Genomic DNA, 22669 nt, shown 5'->3' on the forward strand with positions numbered 1-22669 from the left:
AGGGTGAGACGTCACCTTCACCCACCCCCTTCCGCAAACCGCAAACATCCCCCCAAAACCTCCCGAAGCACCGCGATCGTCCCCGCCGCCCGCCCGGCATCGAAAACCGGCGGCCACCCCGCGCCTTCATCCAGATAGCCCCGCATCGCCAATTCCATCTGGATCGCATGAATGCCCCGCTCCGGCGCCCCATAATGCCGCGTCGTCCACCCCCCCTTGAAGCGCCCGTCCACCACATGGCTGCTCCCCACGCAAACAGCCCGCACCGCCTCGGCCAGTTCCGCCGAACAACTCACCCCATCGAAAGTCCCGATATTGAACAGCGGCAACTCCCCCTCGAACAGCCGGGGCACATGGCTGCGGATCGAATGCGCGTCATAGACCACCACCCGCCCATGCCGCGCCCGCAGCCGATCGATCTCCCCCGCCAGCGCCGCATGATAGGGATCGAACCACCGTTCCCGCCGCCGCGCGATCTCCGCCTCGTCCGGCTCATCCCCCGGATAAAGCGGCTCCCCATCGAAAGTCGTCGTCGGACATAATTCCGTCGTCGCCATCCCCGGATAAAGCGAAGCCCCCGAAGGATCGCGATTCACATCGATCACGCTGCGCGACACCCCGGTCCGCACCACGGTCGCGCCCAAATCCCCGGCAAAGCCGTAAAGCCGGTCCACCCACCAGTCCGCATCCCGCCGCGCCACTTCCGACGAACGAAACGCGCCCTCCACATCGACCAGATCGGTCCCCGCATGCGGCAGGGCCACCACCAGCGGAGCCTCGCCCCGCTCGACCGTCAGCCAGTCCGTCACAGCACGCCCGGCAGGTCCAGCCCCGCCGCCTCCACGACCGCCCCGCCGCGCACGAGAAGATTGGCGACCTCCATATCGGCATGGAAATGCCGGTCCTCCTCCAGATGCGGCACTTGCCCGCGCAGCCTCGCCCGCACCCGCTCCAGCGCCTGCGAAGACCGCAAGGGCGCATGAAAATCGCACCCCTGCGCCCCCGCCAGAAGCTCGATCCCGATCACGGCTTCCGCATTCGCCACCATCTCCGCCAGCCGCCGCGCCCCATGCGCCGCCATCGACACATGATCCTCCTGATTGGCCGAAGTCGGAATGCTGTCCACGCTCGCCGGAAAGGCCCGCTGCTTGTTTTCGGACACCAGGGCCGCCGCCGTCACCTGTGGAATCATGAAGCCCGAATTCAACCCCGGCCGGGGCGTCAAAAAGGCGGGCAGTCCCGACAGGGCCGGGTCGACCAGCATCGCGATCCGCCGCTCGGCGATCGATCCGATCTCGCAGACCGCCATGGCGATCATGTCCGCCGCGAAAGCCACCGGCTCCGCATGGAAATTCCCGCCCGAAAGCGCCTCGTCCGTCTCGGCGAAGATCAGGGGATTGTCCGAAACCCCATTGGCCTCCGTCTCCAGCATCGCTCCGGCCGACCGCATCACGTCCAGCGCCGCGCCCATCACCTGCGGCTGGCAGCGCAGGCAGTATGGGTCCTGCACGCGGGGATCATGGTCCCGATGCGAAGCGCGAATGGCCGACCCCGCCATCAGCGCCGCCAGAGCCTCGCCGACAGCCATCTGCCCCGCATGCCGCCGCAGCCGGTGAATGCGCGGATCGAACGGCGCATCGGTCCCCTTGGCCGCCTCGGTCGAGAGCGCCCCCGTCACCAAAGCCGTCCGGAACAGGCGATCCGCCCCGAACAGTCCGGCAAGGGCGTTCGCGGTCGAAAACTGCGTCCCGTTGAGCAGCGCCAGCCCTTCTTTCGGCCCCAGTTCCACCGGCCCCAACCCGGCCCGCGCCAATGCTTCAAGGGCAGGCACCCGCTCGCCCGAAACCCAGATCTCCCCGACCCCGATCATCGCGGCGGTCATATGCGCCAGGGGAGCCAGATCCCCGCTGGCCCCCACCGACCCCTGCGCAGGCACCACAGGAATCAGGCCTCGCGCCACCATCGCCTCCAGCAAAGCCACCGTCCCCGGCCGAACGCCCGAAGCGCCCTGCGCCAGACTCGCCAGCTTCAACGCCATCATCAACCGCACCACCGGCACGGGGGAGGGCGCACCGGTCCCCGCCGCATGGCTCAGCACGATATTGCGCTGAAGCACCGCCAGATCATCGTCGCCAATCCTGACGCTCGCCAGCTTCCCGAAGCCGGTATTGATCCCGTAGACCGGCTCATGCCGCGCCAATATCCGCTCGACCGCCGCCGCCCCGGCCGCGATGCGGGGCGCGCAGGCCGGGTCCAGCGCCACCGCCGCGCCCTCGTAAATCGCCTGCCATTGCCCCAGCGAAACCGCGCCCGGAACCAGCTTCATATTCCTCTCCACACACGCGCATGGAGCGGGTTATACCCCATGCGATACACCAGTTCCGCCGGCCGCTCGATGTCCCAGACGGCAAGGTCGCACCGCTTGCCGACCTCCAATGTCCCGACCCGCTCCAGCATCCCCAGCGCGCGCGCCGCCTCCCGCGTCACCCCGGCCAGACATTCCTCGACCGTCAGCCGGAACAGGGTCGCCCCCATGTTCATCGCCAGCAGCAGCGACGTCAGCGGCGCGGTCCCCGGATTGCAGTCGGTCGCGACCGCCATGGGCACGCCCGCCCGCCGCAAGGCCTCGACCGGCGGCGCCTGCGTGTCGCGCATGAAGTAAAAGGCCCCCGGCAACAGCACCGCGACGGTCCCCGCCCGCGCCATGGCCGCCACCCCCGCCGCATCCAGATGCTCCAGATGATCGGCGGAAAGCGCCCCATGCCGCGCCGCCAGTTCCGCCCCCCGGCTGTTCGACAATTGCTCCGCATGCAATTTCACCGGCAGCCCCAGCCGCCCGGCCGCCTCGAACAGCCTTCCGATCTGCGCCGGGGAAAAGCCGATCCCCTCGCAAAACCCATCCACCGCGTCGGCCAGCGGCGCAATCTCCGGCAACATGCCGCAGACCAGATCGATATAGCCGTCCGCGTCGCCTGAAAATTCCGGCGGCAGGGCATGCGCGCCCAGAAAACTGGTCCTGATGGAAACGGCCCGCTCGCTCCCCAACCGCCGCGCCGCCCGCAGCATCTTGACCTCATTGTCGAGGTCCAGACCATAGCCCGACTTCACCTCGACGGTCGTGACGCCCTCGGCGATCAACGCATCCAACCGGGGCAGGGCGCTTTCGACCAGCGCCTCCTCGCTCGCCTCCCGCGTGGCCCGCATGGTGGAGATGATCCCACCCCCAGCCCGCGCTATGTCCTCATAGCGGGCCCCGGCCAGCCGCATCTCGAACTCCGCCGCCCGGTTGCCGCCATGCACCAGATGCGTATGGCAATCGATCAGCCCCGGCGTGATCCACCGCCCTTGGCAATCGATCGTCTCGACCGCATCCGGCGCGCCGTCCGCACTGCCGACATAGCTGATCAAGCCATCCCGCACCCCCACCGCGCCGTCTTCGACGACACCCACCCCATCCCGCAAAGTCGCAAGACGCGCATGGGTCCAGATTCTGTCGCAGGCAGGCCGCATCGTCATTTCCACTGGCGCCGACTCAATAATGTATATACATAAATGGAGCAGATCACCATTGTCCAGAGCGCGCAAGGATTCAGGTTGGAAACGGAAACAGGGTGGAAGGCGGACATTCCCCCTCCCGCAGGCGGGAGGGGGTTAGGGGGTGGGCTGGCGCGGCATCTGCGCTGTTTTGCAACGGCTAAGTCAGAAGCTCGCTACGCTCGCGCCCACCCCTAACCCCTCCCGTTTACGGGAGGGGAATGTCTTGGATTAGCCATCTCCGGCCAATCCCATGTCTTTGGAGAGGGGAAATCGAAATGGCGCTCTGGTTCGAACAGGCTCTCCTCCCCGAAGGCTGGCGTCCTTCCGTCCGCATGATTCTGAAAGGCCGGTTCATTGACCGGATCGTTCATGGAATTCCCCCCGAACCCGGCGACGAACGCCACGGCCCCGCCTTCGCCGGCCTGCCCAATGTCCACAGCCACGCCTTCCAGCGCGCCATGGCCGGCCTCACCGAAAGAGCAGGGGAGGGTGGCGACAGCTTCTGGACCTGGCGCGAGGCGATGTACCGCTTCCTCGACCGCCTGAACCCCGAAGGCCTCCGCGCCATCGCCGCCCTGGCCTATGCCGAAATGCTCGAAAGCGGCTTCACCAGCGTCGGGGAATTCCACTATCTCCACCACGACCCCAGCGGCGCGCCCTACGCCAACCCCGCCGCCATGGCCGAAGCCATCGCTGAGGCAGCCGACGACACCGGCATCGCCCTCACCCTGCTCCCGGTCTTCTACGCCCACTCGAATTTCGGCGGCGTCCCCCCAACCGAAGGCCAACGCCGCTTCCTCCACACCCCCGACAGCTACGCCCGCCTGCTGGAAGCCCTGAAACCCCTGAACGCGACCCTGGGCGTCGCTCCTCACAGCCTGCGCGCCGTCACCCCGCAGGAACTCGCCGCCATCACTGCCCTGACACCGGACGGCCCCATCCACATCCACATCGCGGAACAGCGTGCGGAGGTCGAAGCCTGCCTCGCCTGGAGCAACCAGCGCCCGGTCGAATGGCTCATGAACCATGCGGAGGTCGATCAACGCTGGTGCCTGATCCACGCCACCCACATCGCCGACAGCGAACGGAACGCCATCGCGAAAAGCGCCGCCGGCGTCGGCCTCTGCCCCATCACCGAAGCCAATCTGGGCGACGGCCTCTTCCCCGCCCGCGCTTTCCTTGCCCAGGGCGGCCGCATCGGCATAGGCTCAGACTCAAATATCCGGATCGATGCCGCCGCCGAACTCTGCCTGCTCGAATATGGCCAGCGCCTGACCCACCAGGCCCGCAACCTTCTCACCGCCCCAGGCCAGTCAACCGGCGCCAGCCTCTACCATCATGCCCGGAAAGGCGCCCAGGCGCTCGGCCATCCCCCCGCCACCCTCACGCCGGGCGCCCGCGCCGACATCGTCACCCTCCGCCCCGGCCAGCCCACCACCGCCGCCCGCTCCGGCGACCGCCTGCTCGACAGCTGGATCTTCGCCCGCGCCCAGATCGATAGCGTCTGGTGCGCCGGCGTCAGGCGCGTTACCGCAGGCCTCCACCACGCCCGCCCCGCCATAGAGGCGCGCTACACCCAACTCCTCAAGGCCCTGCTCGATTGACCCCGCTCCACCGCCGCATCCGCCGCGACATCGAAAGCCGCATCATGTCGGGCGAATGGCGCCCCGGCCACCGCATCCCGACCGAAGCGGAATGGATGGACGCCTATGGCTGCTCCCGCATGACGGTGAACAAGGCGCTGCGCGCGCTCGTGCAGTCGGGCCTGCTCGAAAGCCGAAAGCGCGCGGGCACCTTCGTCGCCGCGCCCCGCTTCCACCGTGCCGCGCTGGAAATCCCGGACATCCGCGCCGAAGTGGAAGGGCAGGGCCTCAGCTACCGCCTCGACCTCATCCGTCGCGAGCGCCGCCGGGCAAGCGCGGAAGACAAGGCGCTGCTGCGCGTGCCAGACGGCGATCTGCTCGCTCTGGAATGCCGCCACTTCGTCCAGGATTTGCCCTATGCGACGGAAACCCGCCTCATCAACCTGCGCGCCGTTCCCGAAGCGGCCGAGGTGGATTTCAGCGCCGAACCTCCCGGCTCCTGGCTGCTCGCCCATGTTCCCTGGACGGAGGCGGAACATCGCATCACCGCCCTCAACGCCGGTCCGGAGACGGCGGACGCCCTCGACGTCCCGCAAAACGCCGCCTGCCTGGCGCTGGAACGCTGGACCTGGCGCGGCGGGGAACGCATCACCTACGCCCGCCTGCTCTACCCCGGCGAACGCTACGCCCTCGTTGCCCATTTCAACGCCTGAACCCCGCTTCCGTCATTCCAGCCCCCACGGGGGGCTGCGATCAATCTTCGCCGCGAAACGCCCAGCGCATCGTTCCCGCCAGCGCAAAGGCCCCCGCCCGGACCAGCGGCCGCGCCACGACCGGCATCGAAAAGCCATGCATCCGCCGCGCCCAACCCGGCAGCAGCGCCACCGCGGCCTGCATCATCATCGCCTGCGCCGGCATCAGCCCCAGCGAGGGCGCTGGCTGCCGCAGCACGATCCGCGCCACCTCCCGCGTCCGTTCCGTCGCTGCCAGCTCGCCGCGAAAACGCGCCATCAGCGCCACCGCCTCGGCCCGGCAGTCCGGCACCGGATCGGCCCCCAGGGCCCGCGCCACCAGCGCCGCCTCGGCAAAATAGCGGTCCTGCTCCGCCAGCGGCATGAACGGTTCGCCATAGGCCATCCACGCGTCGAGAAAGCTCGTCGCCTCGCAGACATACACCCAGGCCAGCAGCCGGGGATCGCCCGCCGCATAGGCCGTCCCGTCCGCCAGCGTCCCACGCACATGCTCATGCACCTGTCGCACCCGCGCGATCGCTTCCTCCGCCTCGGCCCGTTCGGCATAGGTGGTGACGGCAATGAACCGCGCCGTCCGCCGCAACCGCCCCAGCATGTCGTCACGGAACCGGCTGTGGTCCCAAATCCCGGCAAGGGCGGCCGGATGCAGCATCTGGAGCAGCAATGCGCCGACCCCGCCGATCATCATGCCGGTGACGTCGCCATGCACCCGCCGGATCACCGACCCCGGCGGATAAAGCGCCCGGTCCGAAGCGACGACCGGCGCCTCTCCCCGGGCGCTGTCATGGAACACGCCCCGCACCTGGCGCACCAGCAACCGCCGCACCAGATGAGAAGGCCGTTCCACCAACACCCAATCCTTCCCATGCCTTCGGCGCAGGAAGGATCTGTCCTACCCGGCCGCCATCTGGGTCATGGACGCATAGTCGGTCTTCCCGGTTCCCAGCAGCGGCAGCGCATCCAGCACGCGGATGTCCCGGGGCAGGGCCAGCTCCGCCACCCCATGCGCTTTCCCCCAGGCCTGCAACGCGGCCGCCTTCGCATCCCGCGCGGTCGTGAACAGCACCAGTTGCTCCCCCTTGCGCGCATCGGGCCGCGTCACCACCGCATGGTCCGCATCCGGCCACACGGCAGAGGCATAGCCCTCCACGGCGGGCAGCGAGACCATCTCGCCGCCGATCTTCGCAAAGCGCTTCGCACGCCCCCGGATCGTCACGAAGCCCTGATCGTCGATGGTCACGATGTCGCCGGTATCGTGCCAGCCCCCTTCCGGCGGTTGCAGCACGCCCGGCGCATCGGCCTTCATATAGCCCGCCATGATGTTCGGCCCCCGGATCGAAAGCCGCCCGCCTTCCTCGATCCCCGGCACATCGTCCAGCCGCGCCTCTATCCCCGGCAACAGCCGCCCGACCGACCCGGCGCGGAAGTGCATCGGCGTGTTGACCGCGATCACCGGCCCCGCCTCGGTCGCGCCATAGCCCTCCAGGATGCGCAGCCCGAACTTCTCGGCATAGATTTTCCGCGTCTCGTCCCGTACCCGCTCCGCGCCCGCGAAGATGTAGCGCAGCGAGTAGAAGTCATAGCCATGCGCCATCCGCGCATAGCCCGAAAGGAAGGTGTCGGTCCCGAACAGGATGGTCGCATTGGCGTCATAGGCGAGCGCCGGCACGATCCGGTAATGCAGCGGGCTGGGATAGAGCAGCGTCTTCACCCCATGGAAGATCGGCAGCAACGTCCCGCCGGTCAGGCCGAAACTATGGAATACCGGCAGGGCGTTCAGCACCACGTCGGCCGAATTGAAGTCGATCCTCGCCGCCAATTGCCGGCAGTTGGACAGAAGGTTGCGATGCGTCAGAACCACGCCCTTGGGCAGCCCCTCCGACCCGCTGGTGAACAGGATCACCGCCGCATCGTCCGGCGAAACCTTGAGCCGCCCATGCGCGCGCGCGGCAAAGCGGCTGGCGATCAACCCGCGCAGCTTCGCCCCGGTTCCAATGCCTGCCGCCACATCCTCCAGCCAGAGGAAGGCGATCCCCTCCGCCTCCAGCCCCGCGACCACATCGCCGAGCTTGCCCTGCTCGACAAAGGCCCGCGCCGTCACCACCGTCCGAATGCCGGCCGCCGTGCACGCCGCCTTCAGGTTAGCCAGCCCGGCGGTGAAGTTCAGCATCGCTGGCACCCGCCCACCCGCCTGCAAGGCAAAGAAGGCCACCGCCACCCCGGCGACATTGGGCAGCAGCACGCCGACCGCCTCGCCCTGCCGCGTCGAACGCGCCATGACCCGCCCCAGCACCAGCGACCCCGTCACCAGCCGCCCATAGCTCAGCGGTTCGCGCTTCACATCCTCGACGATGGCCGACCCGCGCCCATGCACATGGCACGCCTCCAGCAGCGCCTCGAACAATGTCCTGTCCGTGTCGGATGTCGCGAACATCATCTGGCTCATCTCGTCATAGAGCCGCCGCCCCGCGATCGCGCGCCGTGCCCGCGCCGTCATCTCGCCCTCGATGGCGAAGCGGCGTGGCGGCAGGACGGTGAGCGTGATCCTGGGAAAGCGCCGCAGCCGGACCTTGCCCCTGAGCCGCGAGAAGGGCGTGAACTGCGCGCCGTCGATCCGGACCGGAATGATCGGCGCGTCGGCCTTGTCCGCGACCATGCCGGGGCCGTCGAACACCTTCATCAAAGCGCCGGTGACGGTGATCCGCCCCTCCGGAAAGATCACCAGCGTCCGCCCCTCGCGCACCGCCTTCACCATCGCCTTGGCCGACAGCGGATTGGTGGGATCGACCGGAAAGGCGTCGAACAGCGACAGGAACGGTTTTACCCACCACGCCCTGGCAATCCGCGTATGCACCGCGAAGGTGGGCTTCCCCGGCAGGAAGGCCGCCAGCAGCAGGCCGTCCAGGAAGGACACATGGTTGACCACGACGACCGCCGGTTCGCCCACGCCGGGCATATTCCCGGCGCCCAGCACCTCCACCCGATAGCAGAGCCGCAACATCCCGCGCACGATCGCCTTGATCACCGTCTCCGGCAGCAGCCAGCAACTGATCAGCGCCACCGCCAGCGTGGCGAAGCCCATCACCCCGATCACGCCGGGCACGCTCTCGCCCCGCGCCAGCATCGCCGTCACCGCCGTGACGACCGCCACCGTGACCGCCGCGTTGACGATGTTGTTGGCCGCAATGGTGCGCGACCGTTCCTCGCGCGGGCTGTGCGTCTGGAGGATCGCGTAGAGCGGCACGATGAACATGCCGCCTGAAAAGGCGATGCCGAACAGATCGACCATGATCCGCCAGCTTCCCGGCGACCCGACGAATTCGGCTATGCCAGCGCCCGAATGCATCGGCGCATAGGAACCGGTCGACAGCCACAGGTCGATCATGAACCCGGCCAGCGCCAGCGCGGATACCGGCACGAAGCGCGCTGAAACCTGCCCGCCCAGCAGCCGGTTGACCAGCATCGACCCCAGCGCCACGCTGACCGAGAAGATCAGCAGGAAGAAGGTCGCGACCTCCTGCTTCGCCTTCAGCACCCCGCTCACCAGCGGCGCGAACTCCGCCAGCAATACCGCGCCCACGGCGAAGAACCAGCTTATCCCCAGGATCGACAGCCACACGCCGCGCCCATGCCGCGCCGCCTTCAATATATGCCAGGTGCTCCTGAAGATGTTCCGCTCGATCCGAAGGCCCGGCACCACGGTCGGCGCGGCCGGCACCGCCAGGCTGGCCAGGAAGCCAAGCGTCGCCAGCCCCACCGCCACCAGTCCCGCTTCCCAGGGCGGGATCACCCCGGCCAGCAACTGCCCGCTCAATATCGCAAGGAAGGTGCCCGCCTCGATCAGGCCGGTGCCGCCCATGATCTCGTCGGCACGCAGATGCTGCGGCAGGATGGAAAATTTGACCGGCCCGAAGATGGTCGAATGCAGCCCCATCAGGAACAGGCAGGACAGCAGAACCGGCACCGATTCCAGCCAGAATCCGGTGACGGCGAGGGCCATGATGACGATCTCCGCCGCCTTCACCGCCCGCACCAGTTTCGCCTTGTCCCAGGCGTCGGCCAATTGCCCGGCCAGCGCGGAAAAGAGGAAATAGGGCAGGATGAACAGGCCCGTGGCGATGGTCGCCAGCATCTCCGCCTTGTCGGGCTCGGCCCGATAGAGGCTGAAATTGGCGAGGAACAGCAGCGCGAACTTCAACAGATTGTCGTTGAACGCGCCCAGGAACTGCACCACGAACAAGGGCGCAAAACGGCGTTTACCCAGCAAAGACAGATCAGGTGCGGACATTTTCTTACCCCCGTCCTTCACGCATTATGCAGCAATAGTCGCGGAGTTGTTAACCGGCTCCCGCAACAGGCGATTATAGAGCCATCCGATGCCGATGAGGCTGAAGCCCAGGGCAAGGAAGGATGCGATCCGCAGCAGCCCGGTCAGCCCGGACGCATCGAACAGGAACACCTTGGCCACGGCGAACAGCATCAGCAGCAGCGAAGCGATGCGCCAGTCCCTGGCGTTTGCGGCCTGCGCCTGCCCGCGGATGCCCCAGAGCAGGAAGCCGATGGCGAGCGCCAATGCGAGCACCGAACGGAGAATATCCTCCACCTGGCCTACTCCGCGCACGGTCAGCAGCGATCCGACGAAAAGCTGCCGCAGCAGCGCCACGCCGAACAGCGCGATCAAGGCCATCCGCACGCCATCCGCCATCCGCCGTGACCAGCCATCCGCCACCTTCAGCGCCACGAAGGCAAGGGCCAGCACCACCGGCAGCAGATTGAGGAGGGGCCAACGCCCCACCGCCTGCGGAAACCAGAGCGGATTATGCAGCACCACCGAATAAACCAGCAAATGCCCCAATCCCGCCGCGATGAGGCATGTCCCGACCGCGCGCTCCACATTCTCCCCGGCTTTCCGCAACGGATGGAATCGGGCCAGCGCGATCCGGCCCCGCAACGCAACGAAACCCAGGCCCATCAGCACAGCCTCCCAAAGCGTGCGCTCCGCCAGGGCGAGGCGCGTCACCTCCGCCAGGCTCCCCAAAGCGAAAAGCTGCTTGAATGCGACATGCGCCGCCACTCCGCCAAGCACCGCCGCGACACAGCAGCCGATCCGCCGCCCGACCGCATCCACGGCGGAACCGCCCCGCCACAGGGCAAGGCCCAGCGCCATCGCCGGCAAGGCGATCCGCCGCGCCACCTCGCCTATTCCGGGCAAGTCCCGCACCAGCACGGGTTCACCCACCAGCGACAGCAAAACCCGGCCCAGCCAGATTCCCAGGGGCCAGGCCGCCCATAGCGCCACCAGCGCCAAGGCCACCCCCAGGGCGGGCGCCATTCGCCCGACGGCCAGCCGCCGCGCTCCTTCCGCCAGCATGGCCAGCCCCAGCGCGAGTCCCACCGGCACCCAGAGCGCCGGCACCGTCTGCGCCACGGCCCCATAGGCGAGCAGCACCGCCACGCCCTGCGCGACCATCCGCCCCTCGGCAAAGCGCGCCCGCCAGGCGAACAGCGCCGCCATTGCCGCTCCCGCAGCCCAACGCATCACGCCCTGCCAGCCCGGCTCATCCGCCGCCTCTCCCCACAGCCGGACGACATCGTCCGATCCGGCCAGAACCACCAGCGCGCCGAAGGCGAAGCCCCAGCCGCTCCATTCGACCCGCCGGTCCTCCGCCAGCGCCGCCAACCTCAGCAGCGCGGCTGCAACCGCAGCGATCACCATGGCCAGACTCCACTCCGGCAGCCCCAGCCCGCCGGCCACCACCAGCAGCAGCGCCGCGGCGCTCGCCAGCGTCACGAAGCGCGCATCCTCCCGCCGCGTCCCGCATCGCCAGCCCATCGCCATGGCCGCGCCCGGCAATCCGGCGGCGGCCAGCGCCAGCAGGGCGAATTCCCCGTCCAGCCCGACCCGCCAGCATTGCCCCAACGCGACGGCAAATCCACCCAGCGCCAGTCCTGCGATCTGTCCCGCCTCGACCAAAGCGCCGCGCCAGACCCGCAGCAGGGCCGCGCCGCCATAAATCGCCACCATGCCCAGCATCACCAGGGCGAAGCGACCCATTTCCGGCTGCGGCCACACCGCCGCGAGCAGCAGCGCGACACCGGCGCCGATCGCCGCCAGCGGCCGCAAGGCCGCGTCCCGCCCCAGCCACACCAGCATGAGCGACAGCAGCCCGAACAATCCCCATTGCAGCAGGCCGAAGCCGCCCGTCGCCACCAGCGCCGCCATCTGGCCCGCCGCCACCACGGCCGCGCCCATGCGCAGCAGCGCGGCCCGCGTTCCGGAAAAGGCCAGGACCGGCAATGCCATCCCCAGCATCAGCACCAGCAACCCCACCGACAGCGACGATGCCCAATCCAGCGCGCCCATCGCCAGCATGACGACGCCCCAGCCGGCCCCGCCGACCAGCGCGCTCACCCCCAGCCACATCCAGCGCTGGGTGCGCGACAGCACGCATAGCCCACCGACCGCCAGCGCGAGATAACAGCTTAGTAGGGGCACATTGGGCTGCCCCGCCTCGACCAGGGCGGGCGCCGCCAGACCGCCGACCAGCCCCAGCAGCGCACTCGGCGCGCCAAAGCGCAGCGACAGCGCCATGGCCAGCCCCGTCACGCCCGCAAGCCCCGCAAAGGCAGTGCCCGGCCCGACCAGCCCATACAGCATGTGCGCCGCCAGGATCGCGGCATAGAGCGTCGCCAACCCCGCACCCGCCAGCGCCTGCCGCACCCGCGCGTCACGGACCCGATCCTCCAGCCGCAACGCCGCCTCGGCCCCGCCGATCAGCGCTCCGCCGAACAGCAGTCCCAGAACCACTCGCACCAGCGGCGCGAGCAGCCCTGCATCGATCGAATATTTGACCAGCAGCACGCCAGCCACGGCGAGCGTCACCCCGCCCGCCCAGATCGGAAGGCGGCGGCCGAACAGGTCCTCGAAGCTGAAGGAGGGGCGGGCCGGGCGCTCGGCTGCCATATCGATGCCTTCCCCCTTTTCCCCGTCATCCGGGGAAAAGGGGGCATCGATCTCCCGAACCTCATCCGAAGCGGACCGCGCAGGAGAGTGAGTCCCGCCTTCGCTGGATCGACGGTCGATCACGACTGCAGGTATGGGGTATGGCGGAGCGGTGTCTATGGCAACCCGCCGCTCCACGACGCTTGCGGGCGCCGCCGTCTTCACCCCGGCATCGTCATCTCCATCCCCGTCGGCGCGCCGGTAGCGAGCGGGGAAGGGCGCGTCTCCAATCCCCCCTTCCAGCAGCGCCAACCTATGCTCGGCCGCCTTCAACCGCCCGCGCATGTCGAACAGCATCACTCCGAAAACCAGCAGAACCAGCGTCACAAGCATGAGTCGAACCCCTGCAAACCCAGCCAATGGAGTCTCAGCTACCCAAAAATTACACACTGTTCAATAAAATAATTCGACAGCGTTCAATTGATCTTCTATCCGCTTGTCCATGGGCAGACGATCCGACCATAGCCGCGAACAACTGGAGGCGCTCATCCTGGAGGAAGGCCATCGCCACATGGCCGAGTCCGGTTTCGCCAAATTCTCCTCGCGGGAGGTGGCGAAGCGCATCGGCTATTCGGTGGGCACGCTCTACAATGTCTTCGGCAGCTATGACCGGCTGATCGTCGCCATCAACACACGTACCTTCGACCTCTGGGCCGCCTTTCTGGAACAGCGCCTCGCCAGCCGGCCGCAGGACAGGATCGCCGCGCTGGTGGAGGGCTATTTCCGCTTCGCATCGGAAAACACGAACATCTGGATGGCGATCTACGACCATCGCCTGCCGCCTGGCGTGCCCATGCCGGATGATTATGCCCGGCAGCGCGCCGGCCTTACGGAGGTCGTCGTGCGCGAAGTCGCGGCTGTCCTGCCGCCGGATGCGAAGGACGTGGCACCGCGCCTTGCCCGCTCGCTGGTGGCGACGGTGCATGGCCATTGCACCTTCGCGCTCAACGGCAGCTTCGCCCTTTTGGGCGAGACGGCCCCTCTCGAAATGGCCACCGCGCGGGTCAAGGAAAGCTTGAGGGCGGCAGGGGCGAAGCTTTAACATAGGCAGCAGGCACGGCAGGCGGGGCAAGCCGGAGGTAAAGGGGACATATCATGGCAAACTGGTTCGACAGTCTGGAACGCGACCTGCAATCGCCCCTTGCCGTGCGGCGCCTCGGCAGCGGTTGGTTCTCCGGCTTCTTCGCGCTGTTGCTCAGCATCACCGGGCTCTGTCTGGTCATGGCGCTACGCTGGCCCGACTGGTTTTCGACGCCCGAACTGGCGGCGCTGCATGCATGGGGCGGGCTGCGTCCCATGGTCCATGCGCTGCTGATCGGCGGCTATGCCCTGGCATTGCTCAGCCTGCTTTTGCGTACACGCAAAGCGATCGGCGTCACCGCGCTCATCGTCGCGCTGCTCGCCACCCTGCTGGGCGGAGCGGAAGTCCAGCCGCGTGAGACCCATGATTGGGGCGTGTTCTTCGGCGTCGATTTCTTCGCCGTCAACATGGTCGCCACCGGCCTGATGTTCGCCCCCATCGAGCGCCTCTTCCCACATAGGGCGCAGCAGCGCCTGTTCCGACAGGAATGGCGGGAGGACCTGTTCTATTATCTGATCAGCTCGATGATGGTGCAGCTCATCACTTTCCTCGCGCTGGCGCCGTCCAGCTTCATCAACGCCAACACCGCCGGCCTCGCAGGCATCCGCGCCATGATCGCTGGCCAGCCCTGGCCGCTCCAGTTCCTGGAAGTGGTGCTGCTGACCGATTTCGTCCAATATTGGTTCCATCGCGCCTTCCACCGCATCCCCTTCCTTTGGGGTTTCCATGCCGTGCACCATTCGGCCAGGTCCATGGATTGGCTCGCCGGCGCGCGCATGCATTTCTTCGAGATCATCGCCCTGCGCGGCGTGACATCACTGCCGCTGCTCACCTTCGGCTTTTCGCCATCGGTGATGCAGGCCTATATCGGCTTCGTCTACATCTACTCCTCGCTGCTCCACGCCAATCTGCGCGGCGACTTCAACCGCCTCGGCCGCATCGTCGCGACGCCGCGCTTCCACCACTGGCATCATGCGATAGAGGAGGTCGCGGTCGACAAGAATTTCGCGATCCACTTCCCTTTGCTGGACCGCCTGTTCGGCACCCACCATCTGCCCGACAGCGCATGGCCGACCGGCTATGGCGTGCCCGAACAGGTGCCCCAGGGCTATCGCGCGCAATTCCTCTATCCCTTCCGCCGAAAGCGCGACGCGGCCGCCTGAATCTGCTATGGTCTTCCGGCTGTCAGGGGAGTCGGACCATGGTCTACTGGATGCTCAAGGGCCGCGAATTCGCCAACTGCAACTGTGAATATGGCTGCAACTGCCAGTTCGGCGGCCTGCCCGACAAGGGGCATTGCCAGGCCGCCTTCGGCTTCGCCATCGATGAGGGGCGCCACGGCAGTACCGACCTGTCGGGCCTCAATATCGCCGCGGTCTTCCGCTGGCCCGGCCCGATCCATGAAGGGCAGGGGGAATGTGCCGCCTTCGTCGACGAACGGGCGACGGAAGCGCAGCGCAATGCCCTGCTGACGATCATGACCGGCGGCGACACCGCTCCGATGGCGACGGTCTTCGCCGTCTTCGCTTCCACCATCGCCACCATGCATGAACCCAGCTTCGTTCCTGTCGATTTTGAGGTCGACGTGGAAGGACGCAAGGGCCGCCTGCGCATCCCGGGCCATCTGGAAATGGACGGCGAACCGATCCGCAGCCCGGTGGACGGATCGGAAATCCGCGCCCAGATCCACTTGCCCGACGGCTTCGAATATGAAGTGGCGGAGGTCGGCTCCGGCGCCAGCCGCTCGATTGCGCCGATGCGGCTCGACCATGCGGCGAGCTACGGCCAGTTCGCCTATCTCCACCTCGACAGCCACGGCGTCGTCAGGGGCTGACGGTGCCGGCATTTAGCGCGGTGCTCGCCCGGCACCGCTTGATTTCGCTTGTCGCGCTTGCGGTGCTGATCCTTGTGGCCTGGGGCTGGCTGCTTTCGGGCGCGGGCATGGGCATGGCGCCGACCGCCTCCCTGCTTCCGGCCGGCTTGGCGGAAGACCCGATGCTGGCGATGATGATGCCCGGCGACATGCCATGGACCGCCGCGCAGTTCGTCGTGACGTTCGCCATGTGGTGGGTGATGATGATCGCGATGATGCTCCCCTCCGCCGCGCCGATGGTCCTCCTCTACGCTCGCGCCGCACCCGCCTCCACGCGCCCCGCGACGGAGAGCTTCACCCTGGGCTATCTGCTGGTCTGGGGCTTTTTCTCCCTGACAGCCACGCTGGCGCAGTGGCGCTTGGCCACAATGGCGATGCTGTCCCCCATGGCGATGGCGACATCCAGCCGCCCGTTGGCGGCCGCGCTCCTGATCGGGGCGGGGGCCTATCAGATCAGCCCATGGAAGGACGCCTGCCTGCGCCAGTGCCGCAATCCCGCGCAATTCCTCAGCCGCCACTATCGGCCGGGATGGACCGGCGCTTTCCGCATGGGGATGATCCACGGCGCCTGGTGCGTCGGCTGCTGCTGGATGCTGATGACGCTGTTGTTCGTGGGCGGGACCATGAACCTGGCCTGGATCGCTTTGCTGACGCTGCTGGTGGCGTTGGAGAAGCTGCTGCCTTGGGGCCGCATGGTCTCCGTGGCGGCGGGCATGGGCTGTATCCTGCTGGCATGGGCGATATTGACGGGCTGACGGTTTTCGGCCGGGGCCATGCCGGGCGCCAGCCCGATCTACGCCTCGTCCTTCTCCGCTCCCGCATGGAAGGCGATCCTCAGCGCTTCGGCCAGGCTTTTCACCTCCAGCTTCTGCATCAGGTTGGCGCGGTGGATTTCCACCGTGCGCGGGCTGATCCCCAGGTCATAGGCGATGGTCTTGTTGGGCAGCCCTTCCACCAGCCCGTCCAGCACCTCGCGCTCCCGCTCCGTCAGGATGTTGAGCCGCGCCCGCGCATCGTCCGCCCGCGCGCTCGCGCCACGGTCGGCCACGGCCACCCGCCGCGCGGCATCGACGCAGCCCAGCAACGCTGCCTTCTCGAACGGTTTTTCGATGAAGTCGCTCGCGCCCGCCTTCATCGCCGTCACCGCCATGTCGATGTCGCCATGGCCCGTCATGATCACCACGGGCAGCATGATGCCCCGCGCCCGCAGCTCGCGCTGCACCGCCAGCCCGTCCATGTCGGGCATCCGCACGTCCAGCAGCACGCAGCCCGGCTCCAGGTCGGCAGCCTCCTTCAGAAAGGGCAGGCCGCCGTCGAACAGCTTCACCGCGAAACCGCTCGTCTTCAGCATGAAGGACAATGACCGCCGGATCGCCTCGTCATCGTCCACGACATAGATGGGGAATGGCTCGCTCATGCTATGGTCCTTCTTGTTGGCCGCATTTTGCAAGCCCGTCAGCCGTGCCGGCCGACTTCAAAATGCTCTAGTCCGCTGCGTCCAGGGTGAAGTGGAAGGCCGTGCCGCCCCATTGCGACGGTCCGGCCCAGATGCGCCCGCCATGACCCTCGACGATGGTCTGGCTGATCGACAGGCCGACGCCCATGCCGGATGGCTTGGTGGTGGTGAACGGGGTGAAGAGGGTGCGTGACATCTCCGGCGCGAGCCCCGGCCCGCTGTCCGCAACGATCACCTCGACCCTGCCGTTTTCGCCGGGGATGGCGGACAGGCGCAGGATGCGCGCCGGGCTGCCGGCCATCGCCTCCACGGCGTTCTTGGTGAGGTTGATGATGACCTGCTGCAACTGCACCCGGTTGACCAGCACCTTGTCGACGCGCGGATCGACGCTGATGTCCATATCGAGGCCCCGGCTGTCGACGCCGATGAAGGCCAGCGCCGCCCCCTCCGCCAGCAACAGGCGCAGGGGTTCGGGTTGCCGCATCGTCTCGCCGCGCTTGATGAACTCGCGCAGGGACCGGATGATCTCCCCCGCGCGCAGCGCCTGGGCCGCGCTTTCCGCCATCGCCTCGCGCAGCAGATCGCGGTCCACCGGACCCTCGGCGTCGAGCATGTCGCGCCCCGCCTCCAGATAATTGGCGATGGCGGTCAACGGCTGGTTGAGTTCATGCGCAAGGGCCGACGCCAGCGTGCCCATCGCCGTCACGCGGCCCGCATGGGCCAGTTCCGCCTGCAGGTCCGCCACGCGCCGCTCGGCCTGCTGGCTCTCGGTCAGGTCGCGGATGAAGCCGGTGAACAGCCGCCGCCCCTCGTCCTGCACCTCGCCCACAGACAGTTCGATGGGAAAGGTCGACCCGTCCCGCCGCCGCGCGCTGGTCAGGCGGCCGATGCCGATGATCCGCTTTTCGCCCGTGGACAGATAATGGCCGATATAGCCGTCATGCCTCTCCCGGTCGGGGGAGGGCATCAGCATCGAGATATTCTCGCCCAGCACATCGCTTTCGGCATATTGGAACATGCGCTGGGCCGCCGCGCTGAAGGACACGATCTGCCCGTGCATGTCGATGACGATCAGCGCGTCCGGCACGGTCGCCAGGATCGAGCCGAGCAGCGCCTGTTCCAGGCTGTGCTCGCGCTGCGTCAAGCCTTCCGTCTCATCGTCCGCTACCGCCATGCTCCCACCATGCCGTGGCTTCAGTGCGCCAGCAAGAGCGGAACATGTATCTCGCGCAACATGGCGCGGGTGACGCCGCCGAACACCATTTCCCTGAGCCGGCTATGGCCGAAGGCGCCCATCACCACCCAGTCCGGCTTCAGCGTGCCGACCGCAGCCTTCAGTGCCGCTTCGACGGTCCGGCCATCCTGCGGCCAGCTATGGAACTGGCATTTGATGCCATGGCGGGCCAGATATTCGGGCGCGTCGGTCGCGGGGAAGGGATATTTGCCCGCTTCCTCGACCGTCACGACATGCACCTCCTCCGCCAGCTTCAGCAGCGGCACGGACAGGCGCAGCGCGGCGGAGGCTTCCTGCGAGCCCTCCCACGCCACGACGGCGCGGCCCGTCACCGGAAAGGACTTCGCCTCCTGCGGCACGGCGATCACGGGAACCCGCCCGGCCAGCGCCAGATCGGCGGCCAGATGCAGCGGGTCGGCGAATTCCCGGCGCGGCCCGGACGGCAGCGTGACGATCATGCCGTCGGTCAGCGTCGCGGCGGACAGCAGGCCATGGACGACATCGCCCTCCACATGGCGCCAGTCCCAGCTCACGTCCTCGCGGCGCAGCCGATCCTCGGTGCGCATTCGCGCCTTTTCATCGATGTCGTAAAGCTCCGCCATCATCGCGGGGGCCATGGACGCGCCGCCATACATGTCGGCCGCCACGAAATCCGGCATGGCGGTCACCTGCACGCAATGGATATGCGCGCCCGATGCGCGGGCGAGATCGCAGGCCGCCTGCAAGCGGCTTTCCGCGCCATGATCTTCATGAATGTGCAGCAGGACCGATTTCATCGTCTGTCTCCCGGCAAGCGTCTCTTCACCCTCTGGCTAGGACTGCCCCGGCGCGGTCGCCATCAGGAATAATCCTTATATCTCTTTCCGCCGCGGAATCCGATTGCAATGGTCATGAGTTGGACGACCATACGCCTTGAACTTGCCCGGACGCCGGCCTTTCCCAACGGATCGGCAGCGCGAAGCTATGTCCTGCGCCTGCCGCTCGGCAGCGGCGGCGTGATCGACGAAAGGGAATATCGCATCCATCCCGAACTGGCGACGGCGCGGCGGTTCTGGCCCAATGAGCCGGACCGGCACGGTACGCTGCTGCACACCCGGCATGGCTGGGCGCTGTCCTATGAGCCGGGGGAGGCGGATGACGAGAAAATCTATCGGCTGGACGCGCATGCCATCCATCCGGGCGCCTATCTGACCCTGACCGACCCGGACGGGGAATGCCTGCCCTTCGTGGTGAAGGGGCTCAGCCCGGCCTGATCGCAGGCGCGCCGGACCGCCGCTTTGGGTCCTGAGCCTAGGCCCGTTCCCATTGCGTCTGCGCGCGGCCATCCTCAAATGCGCACCCAACCGCAACAGCTTCCTCCAAAAACATCCTATTTCTCCAACAGGGCCCATTCGGCCTGTCCTATTCCGTCCCTGCCGCGCTATCTCGCGTCCCTCTTTGAAACGTCCGATCAAAATCCCGCCTTCGCATACGCGCGCGCTGGCACGCGTGCGCGTACACTGTGAACTTCGACGTAAAACCGCCATTTTCGGCTCGTCATCATCTGAATGTCGATTGGCTCTAAGCCGGCTCCTTCGCCCGCTGCACGATGCTGTCGGCCAGCTTCGCATTGACCTACGCCAGATGATCGAAATGCGCCTCATAATGCGCCATGCCCTGGCTCATCGAGCGGATCTCGGCTTCCAGCCCCTGCAACCCAGCCTCAGGGAGGAGGACCTCCAGCACGTCCCAATGGTGCCAGCCGTCCCGCGTCGTCATCCGCAACATCTGGCCCCGGCGGCTCGCAATGGCGGATGTGATGCGGGACGTGGCGGCGCCCGGACTCATGATCGTCACATGGGCGACCGGTTCCAGCAGATAGGGTGACGCCGCCGCCAGGGCGTCGGCCATGGCGATGCGCCCGGCGGTGCGGAAGGCGAGTTCGGAACTGTCGACGCTGTGGAACGATCCATCCACCAGCACCGCGCAGACATCCACGACGGGAAAGCCGAGCGGCCCCCTTGCGACGGCGTCGATCACGCCCTTCTCGACCGCCGGAATATATTGCCGGGGCACCGCGCCGCCAGTGATCCGTTCCTCGAAACGCACGCCTTCGCCCCGTTCGAGAGGACGGACTTCCAGCACGACGTCCCCGAACTGGCCATGGCCGCCGGATTGCTTCTTGTGGCGGCCACGCTGGGTCACGGCCTTGCGGATCGATTCGCGATAGGCAATCGTCGGCGCCTGAACGGACACGGCGACGCCGTAACGCCGCTTCAGCCGGTCGATTGCGACGGCGAGATGGTCCTCGCTCATGCCGTGCAGCAGGGTCTCCCGCGAACCTTCATCCTGGTCCCAGTGCAGCCCGGCATCCTCTTCGGCCAGCCGGTTGAGGGCGGTGGAAAGCCGCACCTCGTCCTTATGGTCCTTCGCCGCGATCGCCAGCGCGCAGTTCGCCGCCCTCTTCTCCACCGGCAGGCCGGGCTGCGGGGCCGTGCCGGCCATGCCGATCAGCTCGCCTGCCTGAACGGCCTCGACCTTGGCGATGCCGACGATGGAGCCGGCTTCGGCCGCCGGGATCTTCGCCGTCGCCATGCCCTGGATCGCGAACAATCCGCCGGGCCTTAATGGCCGCCCCTTGCCGTCGGCCATCTCCGCCCCGTCGGCAAGTGCGCCGCCGAAGATGCGGGCCAGCGCCAGCCGGCCGACCGTCGCCGCGTGGGAGATTTTGAAGATCTGCGCCGCTTCGCCCCTGATCGCCAGTCGCTCCGCCGTCCGGGCGGGCGCGGGCGTGTCATGGCGCAGCATCTTCAACAGCCGTCGGATGCCGAAACCGTTGGAGGCGGAACCGAACAGCACCGGGACGATCAGGCCGCTGGCGGTCTCCCGCGCCAGATCGGCAAAGACGGTTTCCAGGCTGGGCTGTTCGTCGGACAGCAATTGTTCGAGCAACAGGTCGTCATGGTCGGCCAATTGTTCCAGCATGTGGAAACGCGCCGCGCTTTCATCGTCCTTCACATGCGGGGCGAGCGCGACCTGCTGCGATTTCCTGCCCGTCTCATAATGATAGGCGCGCTCCAGCGCGAGGTCGACGAAGCCCGCGACTCGTTCCCCGGCGCGGATCGGGATCTGGCGCGCCACCAGGGCGGCGGCGCTCATCGGCGCGAGCGCCGTCAACAGGTCCTCTATGCTGCCCCGCGCCTGATCGATCTTGTTGACGAACAAGGCGTGCGGGATGCCCGCGCCCTCCAGCCTGCGCAGCACCGGCTGGGCCAGCGCGGCGCGCTCGGGATCGGGATCGATCACCACGACGGCAAGGTCGGCCATGTCGAGCGCAGATGCCCCATCCGCGGCGAAGCCCGGCGCGCCGGGCACGTCGATCAGCGCGAACCGGTCGCCCATCCATTCGAAATGCATCAGGTTGAGTTCGGTGGAACTGCCCCGTTCGCGCGCCTCCGGGCTGGCGTCGCCCGTGCTGTTTCCCGCCTGAACCGATCCCTGGCGCGGGATCGCGCCGGTTATGAACAGCATCGCTTCGGCAAGGCTGGTCTTGCCCGCCCCGGCGGGTCCGACGAGCGCGATGGCCCGGGTGTAACAGCCGCTCATCCTGGCTCTCCTCCAATCCATCCGTCTCTCTTGATGAAGCCGGTCGCTTGGAAGCAGGGATGTTCGTCCCATATCGGCCGGAACGCAAGGGCGAGATCGTCCATCCCATGCTATGGCCCCGCGCAACGATTCATTGGAGAGCGACATGCTGCCCGCCCGGACCTTCAGCATCACCATCGCCCGCGATTGGCGCGCACTTTACGAAATCATCTGGCGGCCGGAATATTTCCCGCGCTGGGCGTCGGGCCTTGCCGAATCCGGCTTGCGGCAGGAAGGCGCGCACTGGCTGGCCGATGGCCCCGAAGGTCCGATCCGCATCCGCTTCACGCCGCATAATGTCTATGGCGTGATGGATCATCATGTCGACCTGGGCAACGGCGAGGAGGTGTTTGTCCCGCTGCGCGTCGTGCAGAATGGCGAAGGGGCGGAAGTCATGCTCACGCTGTTCCGCCAACCCGACATGGACGATGACCGATTCGCCGCCGACATCCGCTGGATCAACCGCGACCTGAAGGCCTTGAAAGCGTTGATCGAAAGCTAGGGTGCACGCAGGCCCGACCCGCAA

General features: G+C 67.3%; 18 protein-coding genes. 8 read left to right on the top strand and 10 right to left on the bottom strand.

Features of this window, described 5'->3' with window-relative positions:
* Positions 1 to 17 precede the first annotated feature (17 nt).
* From hutG to hutI, 3 genes are read right to left on the bottom strand one after another with little or no spacing between them, the layout of a single operon-like run.
* Complete coding sequence (gene hutG, locus EGM87_RS18375) at positions 18 to 809, bottom strand: N-formylglutamate deformylase (protein ID WP_137708684.1); 792 nt, start codon at positions 807 to 809, stop codon at positions 18 to 20.
* Positions 806 to 2326, bottom strand: a complete 1521-nt coding sequence (gene hutH, locus EGM87_RS18380; protein ID WP_065847679.1) for a histidine ammonia-lyase — start codon at positions 2324 to 2326, stop codon at positions 806 to 808. Before hutH ends, hutG begins: the two co-directional genes overlap by 4 nt.
* The gene (hutI, locus tag EGM87_RS18385) at positions 2323 to 3510 is read right to left on the bottom strand and encodes an imidazolonepropionase (RefSeq protein ID WP_170825658.1); all 1188 of its coding nucleotides are present in this window, start codon (positions 3508 to 3510) and stop codon (positions 2323 to 2325) included. Before hutI ends, hutH begins: the two co-directional genes overlap by 4 nt.
* 302 nt (positions 3511 to 3812) lie before the next feature.
* Here hutI and EGM87_RS18390 point away from each other — a divergent pair, with 302 nt between their 5' ends.
* Positions 3813 to 5141 carry a formimidoylglutamate deiminase gene (locus EGM87_RS18390; RefSeq protein WP_137708683.1) on the top strand — a complete coding sequence of 443 codons (1329 nt, stop codon included), beginning with the start codon at positions 3813 to 3815 and terminating at the stop codon, positions 5139 to 5141.
* On the top strand, positions 5138 to 5833 hold the full coding sequence (hutC, locus tag EGM87_RS18395) for a histidine utilization transcriptional repressor HutC (protein ID WP_025548458.1): 696 nt from the start codon (positions 5138 to 5140) through the stop codon (positions 5831 to 5833). Before EGM87_RS18390 ends, hutC begins: the two co-directional genes overlap by 4 nt.
* A gap of 40 nt (positions 5834 to 5873) precedes the next feature.
* Here the strand turns inward: hutC and EGM87_RS18400 are convergent, their stop codons facing one another.
* Genes EGM87_RS18400 through EGM87_RS18410 form a run of 3 tightly spaced genes read right to left on the bottom strand, consistent with a single transcriptional unit; the run spans position 5874 to position 13208 of the window.
* On the bottom strand, positions 5874 to 6719 hold the full coding sequence (locus EGM87_RS18400) for an oxygenase MpaB family protein (RefSeq protein ID WP_103000792.1): 846 nt from the start codon (positions 6717 to 6719) through the stop codon (positions 5874 to 5876).
* A 45-nt stretch (positions 6720 to 6764) separates the two neighbouring features.
* Positions 6765 to 10160: an acyl-[ACP]--phospholipid O-acyltransferase gene (locus EGM87_RS18405; RefSeq protein ID WP_025548460.1), complete on the bottom strand. Its 3396-nt coding sequence runs from the start codon at positions 10158 to 10160 to the stop codon at positions 6765 to 6767.
* A 24-nt stretch (positions 10161 to 10184) separates the two neighbouring features.
* Positions 10185 to 13208, bottom strand: coding sequence for a DUF2339 domain-containing protein (locus EGM87_RS18410; protein ID WP_137708682.1), 3024 nt, complete (start codon positions 13206 to 13208; stop codon positions 10185 to 10187).
* A gap of 109 nt (positions 13209 to 13317) precedes the next feature.
* On the opposite strand from EGM87_RS18410, the gene EGM87_RS18415 reads away from it, so the two are divergent.
* From EGM87_RS18415 to EGM87_RS18430, 4 genes are read left to right on the top strand one after another with little or no spacing between them, the layout of a single operon-like run.
* On the top strand, positions 13318 to 13917 hold the full coding sequence (locus EGM87_RS18415; RefSeq protein ID WP_025548462.1) for a TetR/AcrR family transcriptional regulator: 600 nt from the start codon (positions 13318 to 13320) through the stop codon (positions 13915 to 13917).
* 53 nt (positions 13918 to 13970) lie between these two features.
* Positions 13971 to 15119 carry a sterol desaturase family protein gene (locus EGM87_RS18420; RefSeq protein WP_025548463.1) on the top strand — a complete coding sequence of 383 codons (1149 nt, stop codon included), beginning with the start codon at positions 13971 to 13973 and terminating at the stop codon, positions 15117 to 15119.
* Positions 15120 to 15157: 38 nt separating this feature from the next.
* Positions 15158 to 15790 (top strand): DUF1326 domain-containing protein, encoded by a 633-nt coding sequence (locus tag EGM87_RS18425; protein ID WP_025548464.1) that lies wholly within the window; start codon positions 15158 to 15160, stop codon positions 15788 to 15790.
* A 2-nt stretch (positions 15791 to 15792) separates the two neighbouring features.
* Positions 15793 to 16584, top strand: a complete 792-nt coding sequence (locus EGM87_RS18430; protein ID WP_025548466.1) for a DUF2182 domain-containing protein — start codon at positions 15793 to 15795, stop codon at positions 16582 to 16584.
* A gap of 38 nt (positions 16585 to 16622) precedes the next feature.
* Here the strand turns inward: EGM87_RS18430 and fixJ are convergent, their stop codons facing one another.
* From fixJ to EGM87_RS18445, 3 genes are all read right to left on the bottom strand, one after another.
* The gene (fixJ, locus tag EGM87_RS18435) at positions 16623 to 17246 is read right to left on the bottom strand and encodes a response regulator FixJ (protein WP_025548467.1); all 624 of its coding nucleotides are present in this window, start codon (positions 17244 to 17246) and stop codon (positions 16623 to 16625) included.
* A 67-nt stretch (positions 17247 to 17313) separates the two neighbouring features.
* Complete coding sequence (locus EGM87_RS18440; protein WP_025548469.1) at positions 17314 to 18459, bottom strand: sensor histidine kinase; 1146 nt, start codon at positions 18457 to 18459, stop codon at positions 17314 to 17316.
* Between the two features lie 20 nt (positions 18460 to 18479).
* Positions 18480 to 19295 (bottom strand): universal stress protein, encoded by an 816-nt coding sequence (locus tag EGM87_RS18445; protein ID WP_025548471.1) that lies wholly within the window; start codon positions 19293 to 19295, stop codon positions 18480 to 18482.
* A gap of 114 nt (positions 19296 to 19409) precedes the next feature.
* On the opposite strand from EGM87_RS18445, the gene EGM87_RS18450 reads away from it, so the two are divergent.
* Positions 19410 to 19772: a hypothetical protein gene (locus tag EGM87_RS18450; protein ID WP_025548473.1), complete on the top strand. Its 363-nt coding sequence runs from the start codon at positions 19410 to 19412 to the stop codon at positions 19770 to 19772.
* A 361-nt stretch (positions 19773 to 20133) separates the two neighbouring features.
* Here the strand turns inward: EGM87_RS18450 and EGM87_RS18455 are convergent, their stop codons facing one another.
* On the bottom strand, positions 20134 to 22104 hold the full coding sequence (locus tag EGM87_RS18455) for an elongation factor G (protein ID WP_137708681.1): 1971 nt from the start codon (positions 22102 to 22104) through the stop codon (positions 20134 to 20136).
* Between the two features lie 145 nt (positions 22105 to 22249).
* Here EGM87_RS18455 and EGM87_RS18460 point away from each other — a divergent pair, with 145 nt between their 5' ends.
* A complete protein-coding gene (locus EGM87_RS18460; RefSeq protein ID WP_025548474.1) occupies positions 22250 to 22645 on the top strand; it encodes a hypothetical protein in 396 nt (131 codons plus the stop codon).
* Positions 22646 to 22669 lie beyond the last annotated feature (24 nt).

Origin of the sequence: Sphingobium sp. RSMS (assembly GCF_005406185.4) — a bacterium.
Classification (GTDB): Bacteria; Pseudomonadota; Alphaproteobacteria; order Sphingomonadales; family Sphingomonadaceae; genus Sphingobium; species Sphingobium fuliginis.